The following is a 16,043-nucleotide window of genomic DNA, read 5'->3' as shown; positions in this document are numbered from 1 at the left end:
AGGAATAGACATGTCCCTATTTAATCGAGAAAAACCACAAAATTCTCCTCGAATGCGGCAGGCACAGCGATCGTCCGTATCAAAGCCTGTGAAACCAGCAGCAAGTGAGGCGCGGCTAGATGCACTTGCCCGTCACTTTAAAGCTCGGCTACTAAGCGAAACGGATCTAGAAAAACTAACACAGATGCCTTCTAGTGAATTACGTATAACTTTGGATCGTTTAATCGGTCGTTATTTAGCTGATGAACAAGTAGTAATTTCTCGTCAGGATCGTGATCGGTTAATTACTCGTATTATCGATGAATCAGTGGGATATGGTCCTCTAGAGCCGCTTCTAGAGGACCAGGATGTCACCGAAGTGATGGTGAATGGTCCAAAAGAGATTTATTTTGAAAAGAAAGGCCGTATCCATAAAACAGATATTGAATTTAGGGATGAAGAGGCACTACGACATGTAATTGATCGTATTGTAGCCCCATTGGGTCGTCGAGTGGACGTTAGTTCCCCTTTAGTAGATGCCCGGTTGCCGGATGGAAGCCGTGTTAATGGTGTTATTCCTCCTGTAAGTTTAAAAGGTTCACTACTATCCATCCGGAAATTTAGAAAAGATCCGATTACAATGGATAACCTTGTCGGATTTCATAGCCTTACTTCTGATATGGCTACATTTTTGGCTGCTGTTGTAAAATCAAAGCTAAACATTATCATTTCTGGGGGAACAGGTAGCGGTAAAACGACGCTGTTAAATGCGCTGGCAAACTTTATTCCAGAATATGAACGGATTGTTACTATCGAAGATATGGCCGAGTTACGTATTCCCCATGGTCATGTAGCGGGAATGGAAGCTCGCCCTCCGAATGTGGAGGGAAAAGGGGAAATTACCATCCGACAGTTGGTAAAGAACTCCTTGCGGATGCGACCAGACCGCATTATTGTCGGTGAGGTACGGGGATCGGAAGCATTTGACATGCTTCAAGCTATGAACACAGGTCATGAAGGGTCGCTGACAACCGTCCATGCGAATACCCCAGGAGATGCCATGAGGCGATTAGAAGCAATGGTAATGATGTCTAGCTCAGAGTTGCCACCTTCAATTATCCGGGAGTATCTAGTTGGAGCGATTGACTTTATTGTACAAATTGCACGTCTTCCTGATGGGCAACGAAAAATGACATCCATCTCCGAAATGCAAAAGAAGCCAGATGGTTCAGTTGACCTTGTAGAATTGTTTGACTTCAAACAAACAGGCGTAGATGATGAAGGGGTTGTTCAAGGATTTCATACCGCAACCGGGAAAATTCCGAGTTGCTTTGAAAGATTACATGCATATGGAGCTCCTGTTGAGTCAAGTATTTTTAGTCCAGTGACAAGGAAGGTGAGCACACCATGAGTGCTCTCTTAATCGCTGGAGCGGCGGCATCAGCAATTTGGGCATTACATTACTATTTGCTGTTAAGTAATGATAGAAAAAAAGCCCATGATAAATTAAATGATTGGATGTATCAAGGAATTGAAAAAACGAGTTGGTCTGATTCGGTCGCTGATCGTATCGATGGGACAGAATGGGCCAAAAAAATGCGGATAAAGTTGGATCAGGCAAGCTTAGATTATAAACCTTCGGACTACAGTGCGTATTTGTTTCTGGGTTTGATCGTAGTAACACTCGTTATGAATTTAATGGTGGGTATTCAGTCAATCATCCTATGTATCATCATTGCATCAGTTGTTATATACTTCGCATCATCTATTTTTTTGAAATCGCGTAAACACATCTATGCCCAACGATTAGACAATCAACTATCTGAAGCATGTCGTTTACTCAGTAGTGCAGCACGCGCAGGTTTATCCATTCCCCAAGGTTTACAGCTTGTTGTTCAAGAGATGTCCGCTCCGATTAAAAACGAACTTGGACAGGTCGTGCGTGAAGTAGAACTAGGACGAGATTTGGAAGACTCGGTTCGGGACTTGTATAAGCGGGTGGAAACGAAGGATGTCCAAGTTTTTATCAATGCACTTATTATTCAACGACGTGCAGGTGGAGATTTAGCGAAGGTCATGAGCGAGATGGCTTCAACGATGGAAGAACGGAAAATTATTCATCAAACCATTCGTGCGTTAACTGCTCAAGCTCGTGCTTCTGCCTATGCATTACCAGCGATGTCAATCTTAATTGCTTTTATGTTAAGTAAGATGGTGGATAATTTTTGGGGGATTATGTCCAATTTGCCTGGAATTATCATTCTTACGATATTTGCTTTAATGCAAGTCCTAGGCGTATTCCTAGTAAAAAAAATCTCTCAGATTCGCGTGTGATAAAAAGGGGGTGTAGGGATGATGATACTCAATGTGCTGGTGACTGCCTCCTTTATCTGTGTGATTATGTCAGGATATATGTACATTAAATATCGAAAAGAACAAGCAGAAGTAGCAACCAAAATCTTACAACAATCTGATACATTATTATCCTCAAATGTCCCAGATGAAGAAGGTTGGAAAAGTAGCTTACTCCATTGGTGTGACAAGTTTTCTGAAGCAGGAAAAAGTATTGAACTGATGAGTAACGAAGAGGAATTAAGAGAGTACCTCGTAAAAGCAGGTCGTCCCCATGGTCTAACTATCGATCGTTTACAAGGGGCTAAAATTGTTGGTACATTGCTTTTTGGAGTTGGGGGGTTGTTATATTTTCTACTGGGTCTTCCTTTGGGATCCTTTGGTTTGGCATTTGGACCGTTAGCAGGGTATATGTTTCCGATCCAATGGATCAAACTTCGAGCAAAGAAGCGTCAGCAGGAGATCCAGTATGAACTACCAGATTTTCTAGATATGATGAGCATTACCTTAAAAGCAGGGATGGGCTTAGATTCAGCGCTGGACTATTATGTGGCTACGCAACGTGGTCCCTTAAGTGAAGAGATTATGAGAATGAACCAGGAGATATCTTTTGGAGTACAGCGGGAAACGGCTTATCGCTCTTTAATAGAACGGACGGAATCCCCTGAATTGGAAGCGTTAATTCAATCAATGATCCAAGCCCATAACTTAGGTACCCCGATATCAGAAACCTTCGCCCAACAAGCTTCAGAAATGAGAACCATGCGTGCGGAGAAAGCAAAGGAACAGGCGGGAAAATCGGAACCCAAAATTTCAGCAGTAGCAGGGTTGGTCCTGACCCCTTCAATCCTAATCTTGGTTTTTGGTGTGCTGGCCCTACAATTTCTGTATGGGGACTATAGCCTTTTTTAGAATCGAAGGGAGGTGATTGGAAATAAGAGGGGTAATAGGGTGCAATTAAAATTATTATTGGAGGAATTGGGATGAAAAATTTCATTGTTAAATCGTTTAAGGGTATTGTCAAGAGTCGTAAAGGTGCATCAACCGTAGAATATGTAACGGTGTTAGCAGCGGCAGCTTTAATTGGTGGTGTATTAGTATCAAATGGCGGTGAAATTGGCAATGCATTAAAAGCTAAAGTTTCATCTGTAATTAGTTCCATTGATACTACTGGCAAAGGCGGGGAGAATAAACCAGAAAAACCAGAAAAACCTTAATAACCGGAAGATGAAAATAAACAATAATAATAAAAATTTAGTAAAAAAAATAATAGGCATATGCTAAGCATATGCCTATTATTCATAAAAATGGAGGATTAAATGAAAGGTTTTTGGATTATTAAAAGCAAAAAAGGTAATGTAACTACCTTGTGGGTAGCAAGCCTTCCTATTTTTGCTTTACTCTTTATGTTCATTGGGTCGTTAGCGGTGGCATGGATGTCTCATTCAAATAGTCAGATGGCTGGAGATGCCGCTAGTTTAGCAGCTACACATAAGATCGATGGATGGGTGAATGCGGATTTGACCCTTTGGCTGGAACGTTATGAAGGAAATTATCAAAAGGCAATTGGTTCAAATGCTCAAAGGAGGGCTTTTATCCAGTGGTCTATCCAGCGTCATCGAAACGAATTGATCGAAGTAGTGAAACAATATACACGTAAACATGGTGCGAAGGGGAAGGGCTTGATTACTTCGCGCAGTGGGCGTGTAGTAGTCCGAGCAGGTACACCATTTCAGTCAATGATTGCAAGGAACTATTTTTCTAAGCAAGACATTCAGGGTGACGGGGCTGGGCCAGTGCGTTATTACCTGAAAGGCTTACCAAACGATACTATTCATATCGAATACAACCGAGGGAATAGGTGAAGAAAGTGAAGGCGTGGCTAAATCGACGAGGAGGTATTACAGTCGAATTTGTTGCATTGGTGCCTCTTCTTTTATTGACTGTCTGTTTTATCTTGCAACTGGCGATTTGTGTAATGGCTATAGTAGAAACAGAGAATACGATCAGAGATGAAGCCCGATATGCAGCTAGTACAGGTCAAATCGTTAAAGCAGAGAAGGATGGTAAGAAGAAGTTTGGATTAACAAAGTACTATCATTTAAAATCCTTCGATGTATACCAGAAAAAGTTAGGTACGAATAAACTAGGCAAACCTATATGGGATAACCACATTACTGTGCGTGCTGTAACAAAGATCAAGGTAGTTTTTCTGCCTGATAAGTATATAACTTATCATAGTAAGAAGAAGTCAATTATTATTTATCGCTAAGATTGCAAAATAGAGAGGAGAAAGTATGCAATTGTATATACGCCGGATCGCTACGATGCTACGTAATCGCAAAGGAGCAGCTTCTGTCGAGTTTGTAACCATTTTACCACTTGTTCTATTAATTAGCATGGCTGTTTGGCAGTTTGCAATTTTTTCATTAGCAATTATGGATACTCATAGCGCTATTCGTGATGCGATAAAAGTAGCTTCAGTAACGGGGGATGTAAAAACAGCCCGAAAAGAAGGGATATCTTCATTTGGTAAATCAAACGCATATAAACTTAAAAAATTAAGTGTGAAAGTAAATCATGGGGAAGTAACAGTTTCTGCGAATACGAATATACCAATTATTTTTGTTAACTCAAAGGCGTTTACATATTCAAGCGACTCAGATGCACCTGTATTGAATAACGTGGCAGCTTCATATGGCTTTGGAAGTTCAAGTGGGAGACATGGTGGTGCTTTTTTGAATGGGGCAGCACTACCTGGTGGGAAATTAGCGGCTCCCATACATGCTGCACCCGGAGTAGGGATCAATGGTTACTCAGGGCATACAGGACAAGACTTTCCAGCACCAATTGGAACAAATATATTTGCAGCCGAAAGTGGAAGGGTTCTTAAAGTTGTGAATCTTGGTGATCGAAGTTATGGAACCTATATTGTTATTGACCATGGAGGTGGAATTCAGACATTATATGCGCATATGTATGATGATCAGCCAGTCGTACATGCCGGACAGAGTGTGACAAGAGGTCAGAAAATCGGGGAAAGCGGAAACAACGGGAACAGTAGTGGACCCCACTTACATTTTGAAGTTCGAATTGGTGGTCATCCGGTTGATCCCATGCCGTTTTTGAGATAGAAATATCATTTATAATATTGTTTTATTATGAAATTATATTACATAATTATTTGAAAGGTGGGTTAATCATGCGAACAATAATTGCATGGACTCTCATTCTTACCTTTATCATTTCAGGCTGTGGGAAACCGACAGCAGAGCCAGTAAAAACCGATGAAGCAAAGAAGAAAAAACCCTTTCAACCCGCGACTAAAGTTGAAGGAATGTTACGAGAGGGTCCTGGAAAGTACGCCGGTGATCACTATGACGAAGACAAGGTGAATCAAGCTCTTAGCAAATTACCAGACGGTTTAACAGGCGATCAGGCGTATAGCCACATTGTTCAGTTATTGGCCGAAGACTATGGTCCACTGGTGGACAAATATGATAGCTTTGATCCTTCAATTAAGGTTGATTTAGATACACCCGAAGGAAAGAAAGCAGCGCAAGCAGGTAAGCACCTGAATGTAGCGATCCTATTGGATGCGAGTGGAAGTATGGCGGAGAAGATATCAGGGGGAAAGAAGATGGATTTAGCCAAGGAGGCGATCCGTGGTTTTGTCTCGCAGCTCCCCTCTTCTGCACAAGTTTCCCTACGAGTCTATGGATATAAGGGGAGCAACAGTACTGCGGATAAAAAGGAGTCCTGTGCAAGCAACCAGGTGATGTATCCACTCGCCAAGCCTGACAGTGACCGTTTAGAGAAAGCGATGGCGTCGGTTAAACCAGCGGGATGGACACCCATTGCTGAAGCGATCAAGGCCGCCAAAAGTGACCTGGCATCCCAAGGGCAAGGGTCAGAGAATGTGGTTTATGTCGTCAGTGATGGAAAAGAAACCTGTGGAGGAGATCCCGTATCCGTTGCACAGTCCCTTCATGAATCCAACGTCAAAGCAGTGGTCAACATTATCGGGTTGGATGTAAATGATGCAGAGCAACAGGGGTTAAAAGCGGTCGCAGAAGCCGGTGGGGGAGAGTATACTGCGGTTCAGACGAAGGAAGAGTTGGAACAACAATTTAAAGCCGAACGACAACGTTTAGAGATAGCGTGGAAAAATTGGGGAGTAAAAATGGATACGAAAATCGGTCAAACATGGTCAGAAAAAATAGAAGCCGTTTGGGATGTGGAAAATAAGATTCGAGCGTTAAATGATGACCAAGAAAAATTACATATGGAATCTGCAATGAACTATTTAAATGAAAACAATAAGTTAATAGATGGTAAGTATAAAGATCAGTATCAAGTATTATATAAGCATATTTTACTTGAGAGAAGACAAATGATTCTTGATTATAATGAAGAACGTTCACATATGATCGAGAACTTATTGGAGAAGGAGAAAACAAAAGAGAGAGAAATATCTGATCAAAAAAGTAAAGATGAAATAAATTCTATTGATTAAATCTATATAATAATAAAAATGTATATATTATTTCGATGTTTTAATATTAAATTCTATATAAAAGATCCGATACCTCTTGTCAGGTATATTGGTTAACCTGTTTATGGAATATAAAGGCTTACGAGAGAATGAAGGGAATTGCTATTAACCTAGAGGAGACTTCGATTAGGTAGAGCATAGGGCCACGAATCATCACTGAATGCGCTTCCCAAAGGGGATTTTCACTGCACGTTCTCAATTAATTTGTAGGGGAAAGTGTTTTTTGCGTCAATAGCAACTCTTTTTTGTTCCCACATTCTCTCCGTCATCCAATTATCTAATAATTAACAGTTCAGACTTCTTATGGCCTAACTGTTGATGGTGAGGTAAAAGATATGAAAAGCGTCTCAATATACACTCCATATCGATAATTACTGTTTCCTTAGTGTATAGATTTTACTCACTATAATATATTCACTGGTATCCATCAATAAATATATTAAAAATTCTAATATAAATTAAATAAAGGAGATAATAATGAATATGCATAAAAATCAGTGGTGGCAACGAGGAGCTACCACTTTAGAGTATGTAATCATAATAGTATTAGCTGTATCTGTAGCTATGGTACTAGTAAATTATTCTTCTGGTGGTGGTCAGACATTAATTAAAGAAAAAATAATGGCAATTATTAATGGGGATTTGAGTGGTAATGATACACATCAGCCAAACTCTCCGAAAAAAAGCACTAACACAGCGGATCAACAATACGCAAAAATACCAAAAAGAAAGCAAGCTCATGGTTTTAAAGATGTAAGGACTACGGATCAGCAGTTGAGTCAGATGTCTGATAAAGTTTATGATCATATAACCGATATTAAAAATAAAGACTTAAATGATATATTTGGAGTTGATAGATTTGGAAAACCCAATGCTCAAATTATAGGTAGAAAAGATTTGGGAACTGGTTTTCAAGCTATTGCTGTAAAAAATAAAAAAACTGGAGAAGTCATAATAGCATATCGGGGATCTGATACGGAGAATTACGGTGCAGATTGGTGGGGCCAGAATTATAGTTTATGGTCACAAGATAATGGTTTACAGGACGTTTCAGCAAAAGAATTTGTAGAAGAAGTTAAAAAAAATCCCAAAACCAAAAATTCATCAATAGTACTAACCGGACATTCATTAGGGGGCTATCTTGCGCAAAAAGCAGCTAAAGAAACTGGTCTACCTGCAGTTACATATAATGCACCTGGATTGAAGCCGACTTCTAATTATTCAGTTAGAGGGATCCTTAAAGGGGTATTTAATAAACGCTTAAATCTCTGGGAGGATGTGAAGAATTCGACTGGAGGTAACGATGATCAAGTGATAAACTATGTGAATAAAAAAGATGCGGTTGGAAGCTTTGGTTTACATTATGGTAAAACGGTAGTTACTGGTGATGGCGAACCATCAGAGAGAAACGACTATTTACACCCACTTATTTCTAGTGATGCAGGTGCTGTTATAAGGGGAGGTTTAAGTTTTGTCTCAGGTGGTAGTGATCAAGTAACAAATGAGCATAGTTTAGATTCCTTTGATAATCAATACAGAAAAGACGGTAATATAGATAGATAATTATAAGATAATATAGGGAGGATGGAAAATTTTGAGGATTTTATTCTCGGTAATTGCTTCTTTATTGCTACCAGGAACGGGTCAATTGGTAAATGGACAACGAAGAAAAGGGTATTTATTTGTTGGTATATATGTCATTTGTTTTGCTCTTAGCTATTTTATATCGCCAATTCCAATGTATCTGCTTGTAGTGGCTACCTTGATCGATACAGTTATTGTAGGTATACAAATCATTCGAGGAGATAGAGAGAAGCCTAAAGGAAAGCGATATATTATCGAACCGTTGATTGTACTCCTTTTTTTGGGAACTACATTATCAATTATCGATTACAGTATCGAGAAAAAAGCTATGATATCGTTAAATAAATTACTGTCGGGTACTAATGAACTATCTCCTAAAAAGAAGACAGAATTAAAAAAAGAAGCAGAAGCCTACTTGAAGGACCGTTACGGAAAAGAATTCTATGTGGACAAAATCGAGTATATCAGGCAATCCCCGCGATATACGATGAGGGGTCATCTAAAAGATGACGAACAGTCTAATGGTTTTTATATATCTAAAGATAGTAAGGGAAAGTACGTAGATTCTTATTTTTCTCATGTATTGGCGGATGAAGGGATGAAAGAGATTCGTCCGACAATGGAACAAGTATTTACATCCATGATGAATTGGGAATCAACGGTGACTGTAGCGCCTACAGTAAAAGAAAAGATGATTACAGAAAAGCGGAATTATCTGGAGATTCGCCAGCAAACGGATCGTTATCAACAACAAGTGATGGTGAACATATCGGCTAAATTAACTAACGAGAATGCCCAGGAAAAGATGGATGAGGCTTATCAACTTATTGAGTACTTGAATCAAAAAGGGATCAATGCAAGCTTAGAGATTACTTATTACAAGCCTTCATTGAAGAAAAAAGGGGTAAAGAAAGTCGATTTTACAAATGAGATACAATATGGAGAGTATGTTACAGGATATTTAGAAATTAATGATATATCCGAAATCCAGTCGGTTGCTGATGTGGATAAATATTTAGAGATCTATTGACTAATAAGGAGTGGATGCCTCATTTGGTCAACTCCATGGGAAAAACCCGAAATGGTCAGTAGAAAATACTAAATAATCATAAGGGTATCATGATAACAATCAGTTACGACTATCTTCTATTCCATTCCTAAGGAAAGGACCTAGAAGATAGTCGTTTTTTGAAACCTTTTTTCATTCTATCCGTCTACATAGAGGAAGGAGATTACTTTACGGAGGAACAATATGAAGAAAATAATTATATGGGCTCTCATCCTTACCTTTATCATTTCAGGTTGTGGGAAACCGACAGCAGAACCAGCAAAAACCGATGAAGCAAAGAAGAAAAAACCCTTTCAACCCGCGACTAAAGTTGAAGGAATGTTACGAGAGGGCCCAGGAAAGTACGCCGGTGATCACTATGACGAAGACAAAGTGAATCAAGCCCTTAACAAACTACCGGATGATTTAACGGGCGATCAGGCGTATAGCCACATTGTTCAGTTATTGGCCGAAGACTATGGTCCACTGGTGGACAAATATGATAGCTTTGATCCTTCAATTAAGGTTGATTTAGATACACCCGAAGGAAAGAAAGCAGCGCAAGCAGGTAAGCACCTGAATGTAGCGATCCTATTGGATGCGAGTGGAAGTATGGCGGAGAAGATATCAGGGGGAAAGAAGATGGATTTAGCCAAGGAGGCGATCCGTGGTTTTGTCTCGCAGCTCCCCTCTTCTGCACAAGTTTCCCTACGAGTCTATGGATATAAGGGGAGCAACAGTACTGCGGATAAAAAGGAGTCCTGTGCAAGCAACCAGGTGATGTATCCACTCGCCAAGCCTGACAGTGACCGTTTAGAGAAAGCGATGGCGTCGGTTAAACCAGCGGGATGGACACCCATTGCTGAAGCGATCAAGGCCGCCAAAAGTGACCTGGCATCCCAAGGGCAAGGGTCAGAGAATGTGGTTTATGTCGTCAGTGATGGAAAAGAAACCTGTGGAGGAGATCCCGTATCCGTTGCACAGTCCCTTCATGAATCCAACGTCAAAGCAGTGGTCAACATTATCGGGTTGGATGTAAATGATGCAGAGCAACAGGGGTTAAAAGCGGTCGCAGAAGCCGGTGGGGGAGAGTATACTGCGGTTCAGACGAAGGAAGAGTTGGAACAACAATTTAAAGCCGAACGACAACGTTTAGAGATAGCGTGGAAAAATTGGGGAGCGAGGACAAATATAAAAATTGGCCAGATATGGGCGGAAAAACAAGAAGCAGTTTGGAATGTGGAATCTAATATACGTTCTCTAAATGGACAAGAAAATAAACAAATGGTGTCTGCAATGAACTATTTGAATGAAAATAATAAGTTAGAAGATGGCGACTATGGAGATGAGTACGATATTTTATATAAGAAAATTGAGCTTGAGAGATGGAGAATGATTGGTGATTATAATGAGGATCGGAGTACCAAAATTTCAGATTTATTAGAAGAGGAGGAAGGAAAGAAAAAGGGAGCAACGGAGCAAAAAGAAGAAGATGGATTAAACTCAATGGACTAATTGTAAGAAGGCCCTTGCGAGGGCCTTTTTATATGGAGACATTTATGTATCGTTAATGTGAAACCTTAAGCACAGAAGAACGTCTCTATATAAGAAGGATCTATTTATTAGGTTAACGTAGGAGGAAAAAATTATGAAAACCATACGACGGATGTGGGTTCTTAGCTTACTGCTTACACTGATGGTGGCGGGGTGTGCCCCCACCGCTGATCAAGCATCTGCAGGGAAAGGAGAAAAAGAGCAACCCAAGAATCGAAAATTACCAATAAAAATGGACGAGATATTAAAGCGAGAGGAGGGGAAGTATGCAGGGGACCGCTATGACAAGAAGAAAGTGGAGCGAGAGTTAGACAAGATACCAAAGAACGCATCAGAAAAGGAAATCTTTAATCGCATTGTTGATTTAATTGGTGAGGACTTTCGCCCAGAGAAAAAAGCCTATGACGAGTTTGATACGAATTACGCAAAGGTAAAAAAACCTGGCAATAATACGACATCACCTAGTATGAAAGGGACAAATATTGCAATTGTGCTCGATAGCAGTGGTAGTATGTCATCACAGGTGGGTGGTGGTCAAAAGATGAAGGTCGCTAAGGAAGCGGTTCAAGAGTTTGTATCGAAAGCACCTAAGGATGCCAAGGTCTCACTAATTGCCTATGGACACAAGGGGGGCAACAGCAAAGCGGATAAAAAAGCATCCTGTGCAGCCGTAGAGGAAGTCTATCCACTAAAGGCAATGGATAAAGAGAGATTTCAGTCGGTTTTAAATGACTTGCAACCGACGGGTTGGACGCCGCTAGCAGGCGCGATCAAACAAGCCAAGGATAGCTTTGCAACCGAAGGGAATGCAAAGGCAGAGAATGTTGTATTTGTTGTCAGTGATGGACTAGAAACCTGTGGGGGAGACCCAGCGAAAGAAGCAGAAGCATTGACCAAAGCCCATATTAAAGCCACTGTCAATATCATCGGCTTTGATGTAAATAACCAGGAACAACAAACCTTACAAGCAGTGGCGGAAGCCGGTGGTGGAACCTATTTTACAGCACAGTCGAAAGAGGATTTGAAGCAATATTTTCATAAACAATATCTTGAATTGCAGATGAAATGGATCCATTATAATGGAAAAGCGTCTGGACAACTTGCTAGTGATTATGGAAGTCAATCAAATAATTTAGTGACATTAAACAGTAAGATAACTAATAAGCATCTTAGGGAGAATAATCGATTTGATGAAGTAGTAGGATATATGTTGGAAAAAAGAGAGTTAGATCATTTAAATGAATACAGTTACAAACGGTATAGTGAAATTGACAACTATTTTTCAGCTAGATATTCAAAGGTATCCAATGAAATTGACAAAGGCTATCAAGAGACATCAGACCAAGTAGACAAGAATTATAGAGATGGTTTCGATTCGACGGAAAAAAAGCTGAAAAATAAGTAAAACGTCGACATGGCATAGTAGTATCATGAACACGATAACACACATGATGAAATAGACAACGATGTCAAAGAAGGCCTCGATTCTGTGGAAGAAAATCGTCGAGATCAATGATAACTCCCTCTTCTACCGCTTATGTTAACTACCTAACATAAAACCCCCACTCCCGGGCCCTGGGAGTGGGGGTTTTAATACTTTCCGAATCGACCTACTTTAAGACTTCTTCTCTCCTGGCTTCTCAATCTTAACCAGCTGTGACTCAACAATATAGCGTTGGGGAGAGCTTCCAAACATTTGGAAGGGGTAGCAGGTGATTAAGGTAAGGATCGGTTTTTTCTTCGGTACAATCACGGTACGGTTATTGGCTTTGACGATCCACATTTTGTGGACCTTGTAGGTAAAGGTTCCCTCATCGTTTACGATGATGAGGTGATCGCCCTTTTTAATATCCTTCATTTTTTTGAAGGTGGTTTCGCGATGGCCGGCTAGGACGGCGTGCCCGGTTTCACCGGGGAAGACCATGCCTTTGCCAGGATAATGACCTACGCCCTTGGCCAATTCATTGGATCCGATGCCTTCAATAAGAGGGACGCGTGCCTTAATACGGGGGATGATCAGGTCCCCGATCGATTGTCCAATTTTAATTTTTTTCTTGTAATGGATGCCTTTGTCTAGAGGTTTCAGGGGCTGTTTCTCCTCTTTGGCCGAGACGGAGTACTTGTCGTCATACGTTTTGACAAGATGGGTTTCTTGCCACAAGTGCCAACCACTATATCCGGCTAGGGAGAGCCCGCTCACGATGATGAGGGCAGATAAGATTCGTAAGAACAAGCAAATTCATCCTTCGGATCAGGCTTTGTTTCCCTTCAGGCGACGGACAAAGAAGAGTGCGGCACCTGCAAGAGCGACCATAATACCCGCTGCGATTTGCATTGGATAGGAGACAGAAGTACCTGGCATATCTTTCCCTTTTTCCTTGTCATCCACTTTGTTTTGGTCTTTTGCGTTATTGATGGTGCCAACTGATTCCGGTTTGTCACCAGTGGAAGGGTCGTCAGGATGGGGCAAGTTGATGCCGCCATTGCCTGGGTTGTTTGGTGTGCCTGGATCACTCGGGTCGGTACCAGGGTTATCCGGGTTATTTGGATTGTCTGGATTATCCGGGTTGTCTGGGTTGTCTGGGTTGTCTGGGTTGTCTGGGTTGTCCGGGTTGTCACCAGGGTCACCAGGATCGCCAGGGTCACCAGGGTCACCAGGATCGCCAGGGTCACCAGGGTCACCAGGATCGCCAGGGTCACCAGGGTCACCAGGGTCACCAGGATCACCAGGGTCGCCAGGGTTATCTGGATTATCGTCACCAGGATCGGGTGGATCGATCGGTGGATCCTCTGGATCGTCAGGTGGCGGATTATCGGGATCGGCTGGCGGATCCTCTGGTGCTGGGTTAGGGGATGGTACTGGGTTTGGAACAGCAACATGGAAAATAGGGCTGTTCTTTGGTAAGAGTTGTTCTCCTAATTCTACCTTAGGTGCATCCTTTTCCCCGATCGTTGCTGAAGGGCTTGCGTTTGCATAACTAATCGGTTGTGTCGCCATCAGTCCGACGACAGCTAATGTAGTCAAGGTAGCCATACGCTTTTTCATAATTGGCAAAATCAATTCCTCCCTTGAAGAAACTTCCTTTTCAGTTTGACATTTTTTGCTGTTGGTTTGTATACGACTTTTGGTCTAATTTGGCATGAAAACTGTTAAAATTTGAGTAGAATCCATTCCTCTGGATGATTGTTGGTTGAGAATGGAAGTTTGCAAGGGAGGTTAATGATTATGATGTTACAATCCGATTTGTTGGTTATTTATGAAAGCGAGTTAACTTCTTTTCTTCCTTTATCGATATCTACCACATACAACATGATAAAGCCGACGAGGAAAAAGAGCGCCAATGCAGCAATCCCATATCGGCTAGAACCTGTGATTTGCCCAAGAAAACCAAAAGCGGCTGGACCAAATATGGAAGCAAATTTCCCAGATAGCCCATAGAGGCCGAAGAACTCGGCGCTTTGTTGAGGTGGGATGAGGCGGGAGAAGATCGAACGACTCAGCGCCTGACTTCCTCCTTGCACAAGACCTACTAAAATTGCAAGCAGATAAAAATGGAAGGCTGTGTGCATAAAGAACCCGAGTAAGACAATGAGGAAGTAAGAAAAGATCGTAAAAAGAAGGGTGGATTTTGCACCCAGTCGGTTGGATAGCTTACCGATAAGAAGGGTACTGGGGATACCAACAAATTGGGTAATCAATAGTGCTGCGATCAAGTCTTGCTGTCCAATCCCAATCTCACGGCCATAAATGGTTGCCATTTTGATCAGGGTATTGATCCCATCTGAGAAAAACCAAAAGGAGATGAGGTATTTTAGTAGTTCAGGGTAACGTCCCAGTTTACGGATGGTGTTGATGGTCGAGCGTACTCCTTCCTTTGCAAGTAGAAAGGGATGCCTGCTGTCGGTTTTGGCTTCCTTGCGATCATGGACGTGGCGGAAAAAAGGAAGGGAGAAGACAAACCACCAGATCCCTACTGTGAGAAAAGAGACTTGGGTAGCGACGGTACCATTAGGTAAAAAGAAGGCAGTTGGAAAGGTGATCATCGCGAGGTTTAGGGCGAGTAATAGCCCCCCTCCGATATATCCAAAAGCGTAACCACGGGAAGAGACCATATCCCTTTCTTCATCAGGTACAAGATCAGGTAAGTAGGCATCATAAAAGACATTTCCGCCAGAAAAGGCAACAGTCCCTAAGATGACCAGGAGGGACGCGAAGGCCCAGTCTCCTTCACCTACAAAAAATAATAGCGAGGTAGCGATGACCCCCATATACGTGAAAAAGCGCATAAAGGGACGCTTTGACCCCGTTGCATCGGCAATGGCTCCTAATACCGGGGATAAAAGAAAGACAAGGACTAATGCGATGGATTGGGTGTAACCCCAGTAAGCGGTTTTCACCTCACCAGCAAGATTTTTTGCTGCAATATCGGCATAATAGATGGGCATGACCACCGCCATGATGGTGGTAGCAAAAGCGGAATTCGCCCAATCATAGAACACCCACGCTCGGACAGCCTTTTGATTCATCGGGATCATCCTCTCTAAGGAGAAAAATAGTACACTTACAATAGTTACGCCATCGTTGACAGGCTACCCTCTTTCGAGTGGTGGATGTGTAAAAATTAGCAAAAGGGGATCTGCGGTTTTATAAATCATGATAATAACTAGAGGAATATGAAGAGAAGAAGTTCCCTGGGAAGTGAACCTGATAGGGGACACTTCGCTAAGCCGGCAGTGTCTTCAGCCATCGAATACTGACAATATACGGAATGATCGCAAGATGATTAGTGCAAAAGTACTATAAAAAGAACAGCCATTTTAAATAGGAGATTCATTAGCAGAGGGAGTATTCAATCATAATTAAACATGTTTCTCTTGGCAAAAGAGAGGATCTATCGAAAAAAATGACAGCATTTTCTGTGTGAAGGGGTGCCTGACTCCACAGCTTATGATAAAATGAAGATCGGTAAA

General features: G+C 41.6%; 15 protein-coding genes. 12 read left to right on the top strand and 3 right to left on the bottom strand.

The genetic code is table 11. The features are described 5' to 3' along the window. The first annotated feature begins 10 nt into the window (after positions 1-10). The 12 genes from CHX35_RS12455 to CHX35_RS12400 all read left to right on the top strand — a co-directional run bounded on the left by CHX35_RS12455 (position 11) and on the right by CHX35_RS12400 (position 12,477). Positions 11-1,390: a TadA family conjugal transfer-associated ATPase gene (locus tag CHX35_RS12455; RefSeq protein ID WP_091837900.1), complete on the top strand. Its 1,380-nt coding sequence runs from the start codon at positions 11-13 to the stop codon at positions 1,388-1,390. Continuing rightward, complete coding sequence (locus CHX35_RS12450) at positions 1,387-2,313, top strand: type II secretion system F family protein (RefSeq protein ID WP_091837898.1); 927 nt, start codon at positions 1,387-1,389, stop codon at positions 2,311-2,313. The genes CHX35_RS12455 and CHX35_RS12450 overlap by 4 nt, the downstream gene beginning before the upstream one ends. Positions 2,314-2,331: 18 nt before the next feature. Then, positions 2,332-3,243: a type II secretion system F family protein gene (locus tag CHX35_RS12445; RefSeq protein WP_091837897.1), complete on the top strand. Its 912-nt coding sequence runs from the start codon at positions 2,332-2,334 to the stop codon at positions 3,241-3,243. A 71-nt stretch (positions 3,244-3,314) separates the two neighbouring features. Further along, on the top strand, positions 3,315-3,548 hold the full coding sequence (locus tag CHX35_RS12440) for a Flp family type IVb pilin (protein ID WP_091837895.1): 234 nt from the start codon (positions 3,315-3,317) through the stop codon (positions 3,546-3,548). Positions 3,549-3,650: 102 nt separating this feature from the next. Then, positions 3,651-4,196, top strand: a complete 546-nt coding sequence (locus tag CHX35_RS12435; RefSeq protein WP_091837894.1) for a hypothetical protein — start codon at positions 3,651-3,653, stop codon at positions 4,194-4,196. A 5-nt stretch (positions 4,197-4,201) separates the two neighbouring features. Continuing rightward, positions 4,202-4,603 carry a TadE/TadG family type IV pilus assembly protein gene (locus CHX35_RS12430; RefSeq protein WP_091837892.1) on the top strand — a complete coding sequence of 134 codons (402 nt, stop codon included), beginning with the start codon at positions 4,202-4,204 and terminating at the stop codon, positions 4,601-4,603. A 25-nt stretch (positions 4,604-4,628) separates the two neighbouring features. Beyond that, on the top strand, positions 4,629-5,465 hold the full coding sequence (locus CHX35_RS12425; protein WP_091837891.1) for a M23 family metallopeptidase: 837 nt from the start codon (positions 4,629-4,631) through the stop codon (positions 5,463-5,465). 68 nt (positions 5,466-5,533) lie between these two features. Next, positions 5,534-6,847, top strand: coding sequence for a vWA domain-containing protein (locus tag CHX35_RS12420; RefSeq protein WP_091837889.1), 1,314 nt, complete (start codon positions 5,534-5,536; stop codon positions 6,845-6,847). A 522-nt stretch (positions 6,848-7,369) separates the two neighbouring features. After that, the gene (locus CHX35_RS12415) at positions 7,370-8,449 is read left to right on the top strand and encodes a Tle-like phospholipase domain-containing protein (protein WP_176392066.1); all 1,080 of its coding nucleotides are present in this window, start codon (positions 7,370-7,372) and stop codon (positions 8,447-8,449) included. A gap of 31 nt (positions 8,450-8,480) precedes the next feature. Beyond that, a complete protein-coding gene (locus CHX35_RS12410) occupies positions 8,481-9,500 on the top strand; it encodes a hypothetical protein (protein WP_091837886.1) in 1,020 nt (339 codons plus the stop codon). Between the two features lie 222 nt (positions 9,501-9,722). Then, the gene (locus CHX35_RS12405; protein ID WP_091837884.1) at positions 9,723-11,033 is read left to right on the top strand and encodes a vWA domain-containing protein; all 1,311 of its coding nucleotides are present in this window, start codon (positions 9,723-9,725) and stop codon (positions 11,031-11,033) included. 133 nt (positions 11,034-11,166) lie between these two features. Beyond that, positions 11,167-12,477: a vWA domain-containing protein gene (locus CHX35_RS12400; protein WP_091837883.1), complete on the top strand. Its 1,311-nt coding sequence runs from the start codon at positions 11,167-11,169 to the stop codon at positions 12,475-12,477. Positions 12,478-12,687: 210 nt separating this feature from the next. On the opposite strand, the gene CHX35_RS12395 is transcribed toward CHX35_RS12400, so the two are convergent. From CHX35_RS12395 to CHX35_RS12385, 3 genes are all read right to left on the bottom strand, one after another. Beyond that, complete coding sequence (locus CHX35_RS12395; RefSeq protein ID WP_176392065.1) at positions 12,688-13,305, bottom strand: sortase; 618 nt, start codon at positions 13,303-13,305, stop codon at positions 12,688-12,690. Positions 13,306-13,323: 18 nt separating this feature from the next. After that, positions 13,324-14,127 carry a hypothetical protein gene (locus tag CHX35_RS17595; RefSeq protein WP_176392064.1) on the bottom strand — a complete coding sequence of 268 codons (804 nt, stop codon included), beginning with the start codon at positions 14,125-14,127 and terminating at the stop codon, positions 13,324-13,326. Positions 14,128-14,327: 200 nt separating this feature from the next. Beyond that, positions 14,328-15,599, bottom strand: a complete 1,272-nt coding sequence (locus CHX35_RS12385; protein ID WP_091837880.1) for an MFS transporter — start codon at positions 15,597-15,599, stop codon at positions 14,328-14,330. Positions 15,600-16,043: the final 444 nt, after the last annotated feature.

Origin of the sequence: Marininema halotolerans (assembly GCF_900116235.1) — a bacterium.
Taxonomy (GTDB): domain Bacteria; phylum Bacillota; class Bacilli; order Thermoactinomycetales; family DSM-45169; genus Marininema; species Marininema halotolerans.
Note: the sequence above shows the minus strand (reverse complement) of the source record. Positions and strands in the feature narration are given on the sequence as shown.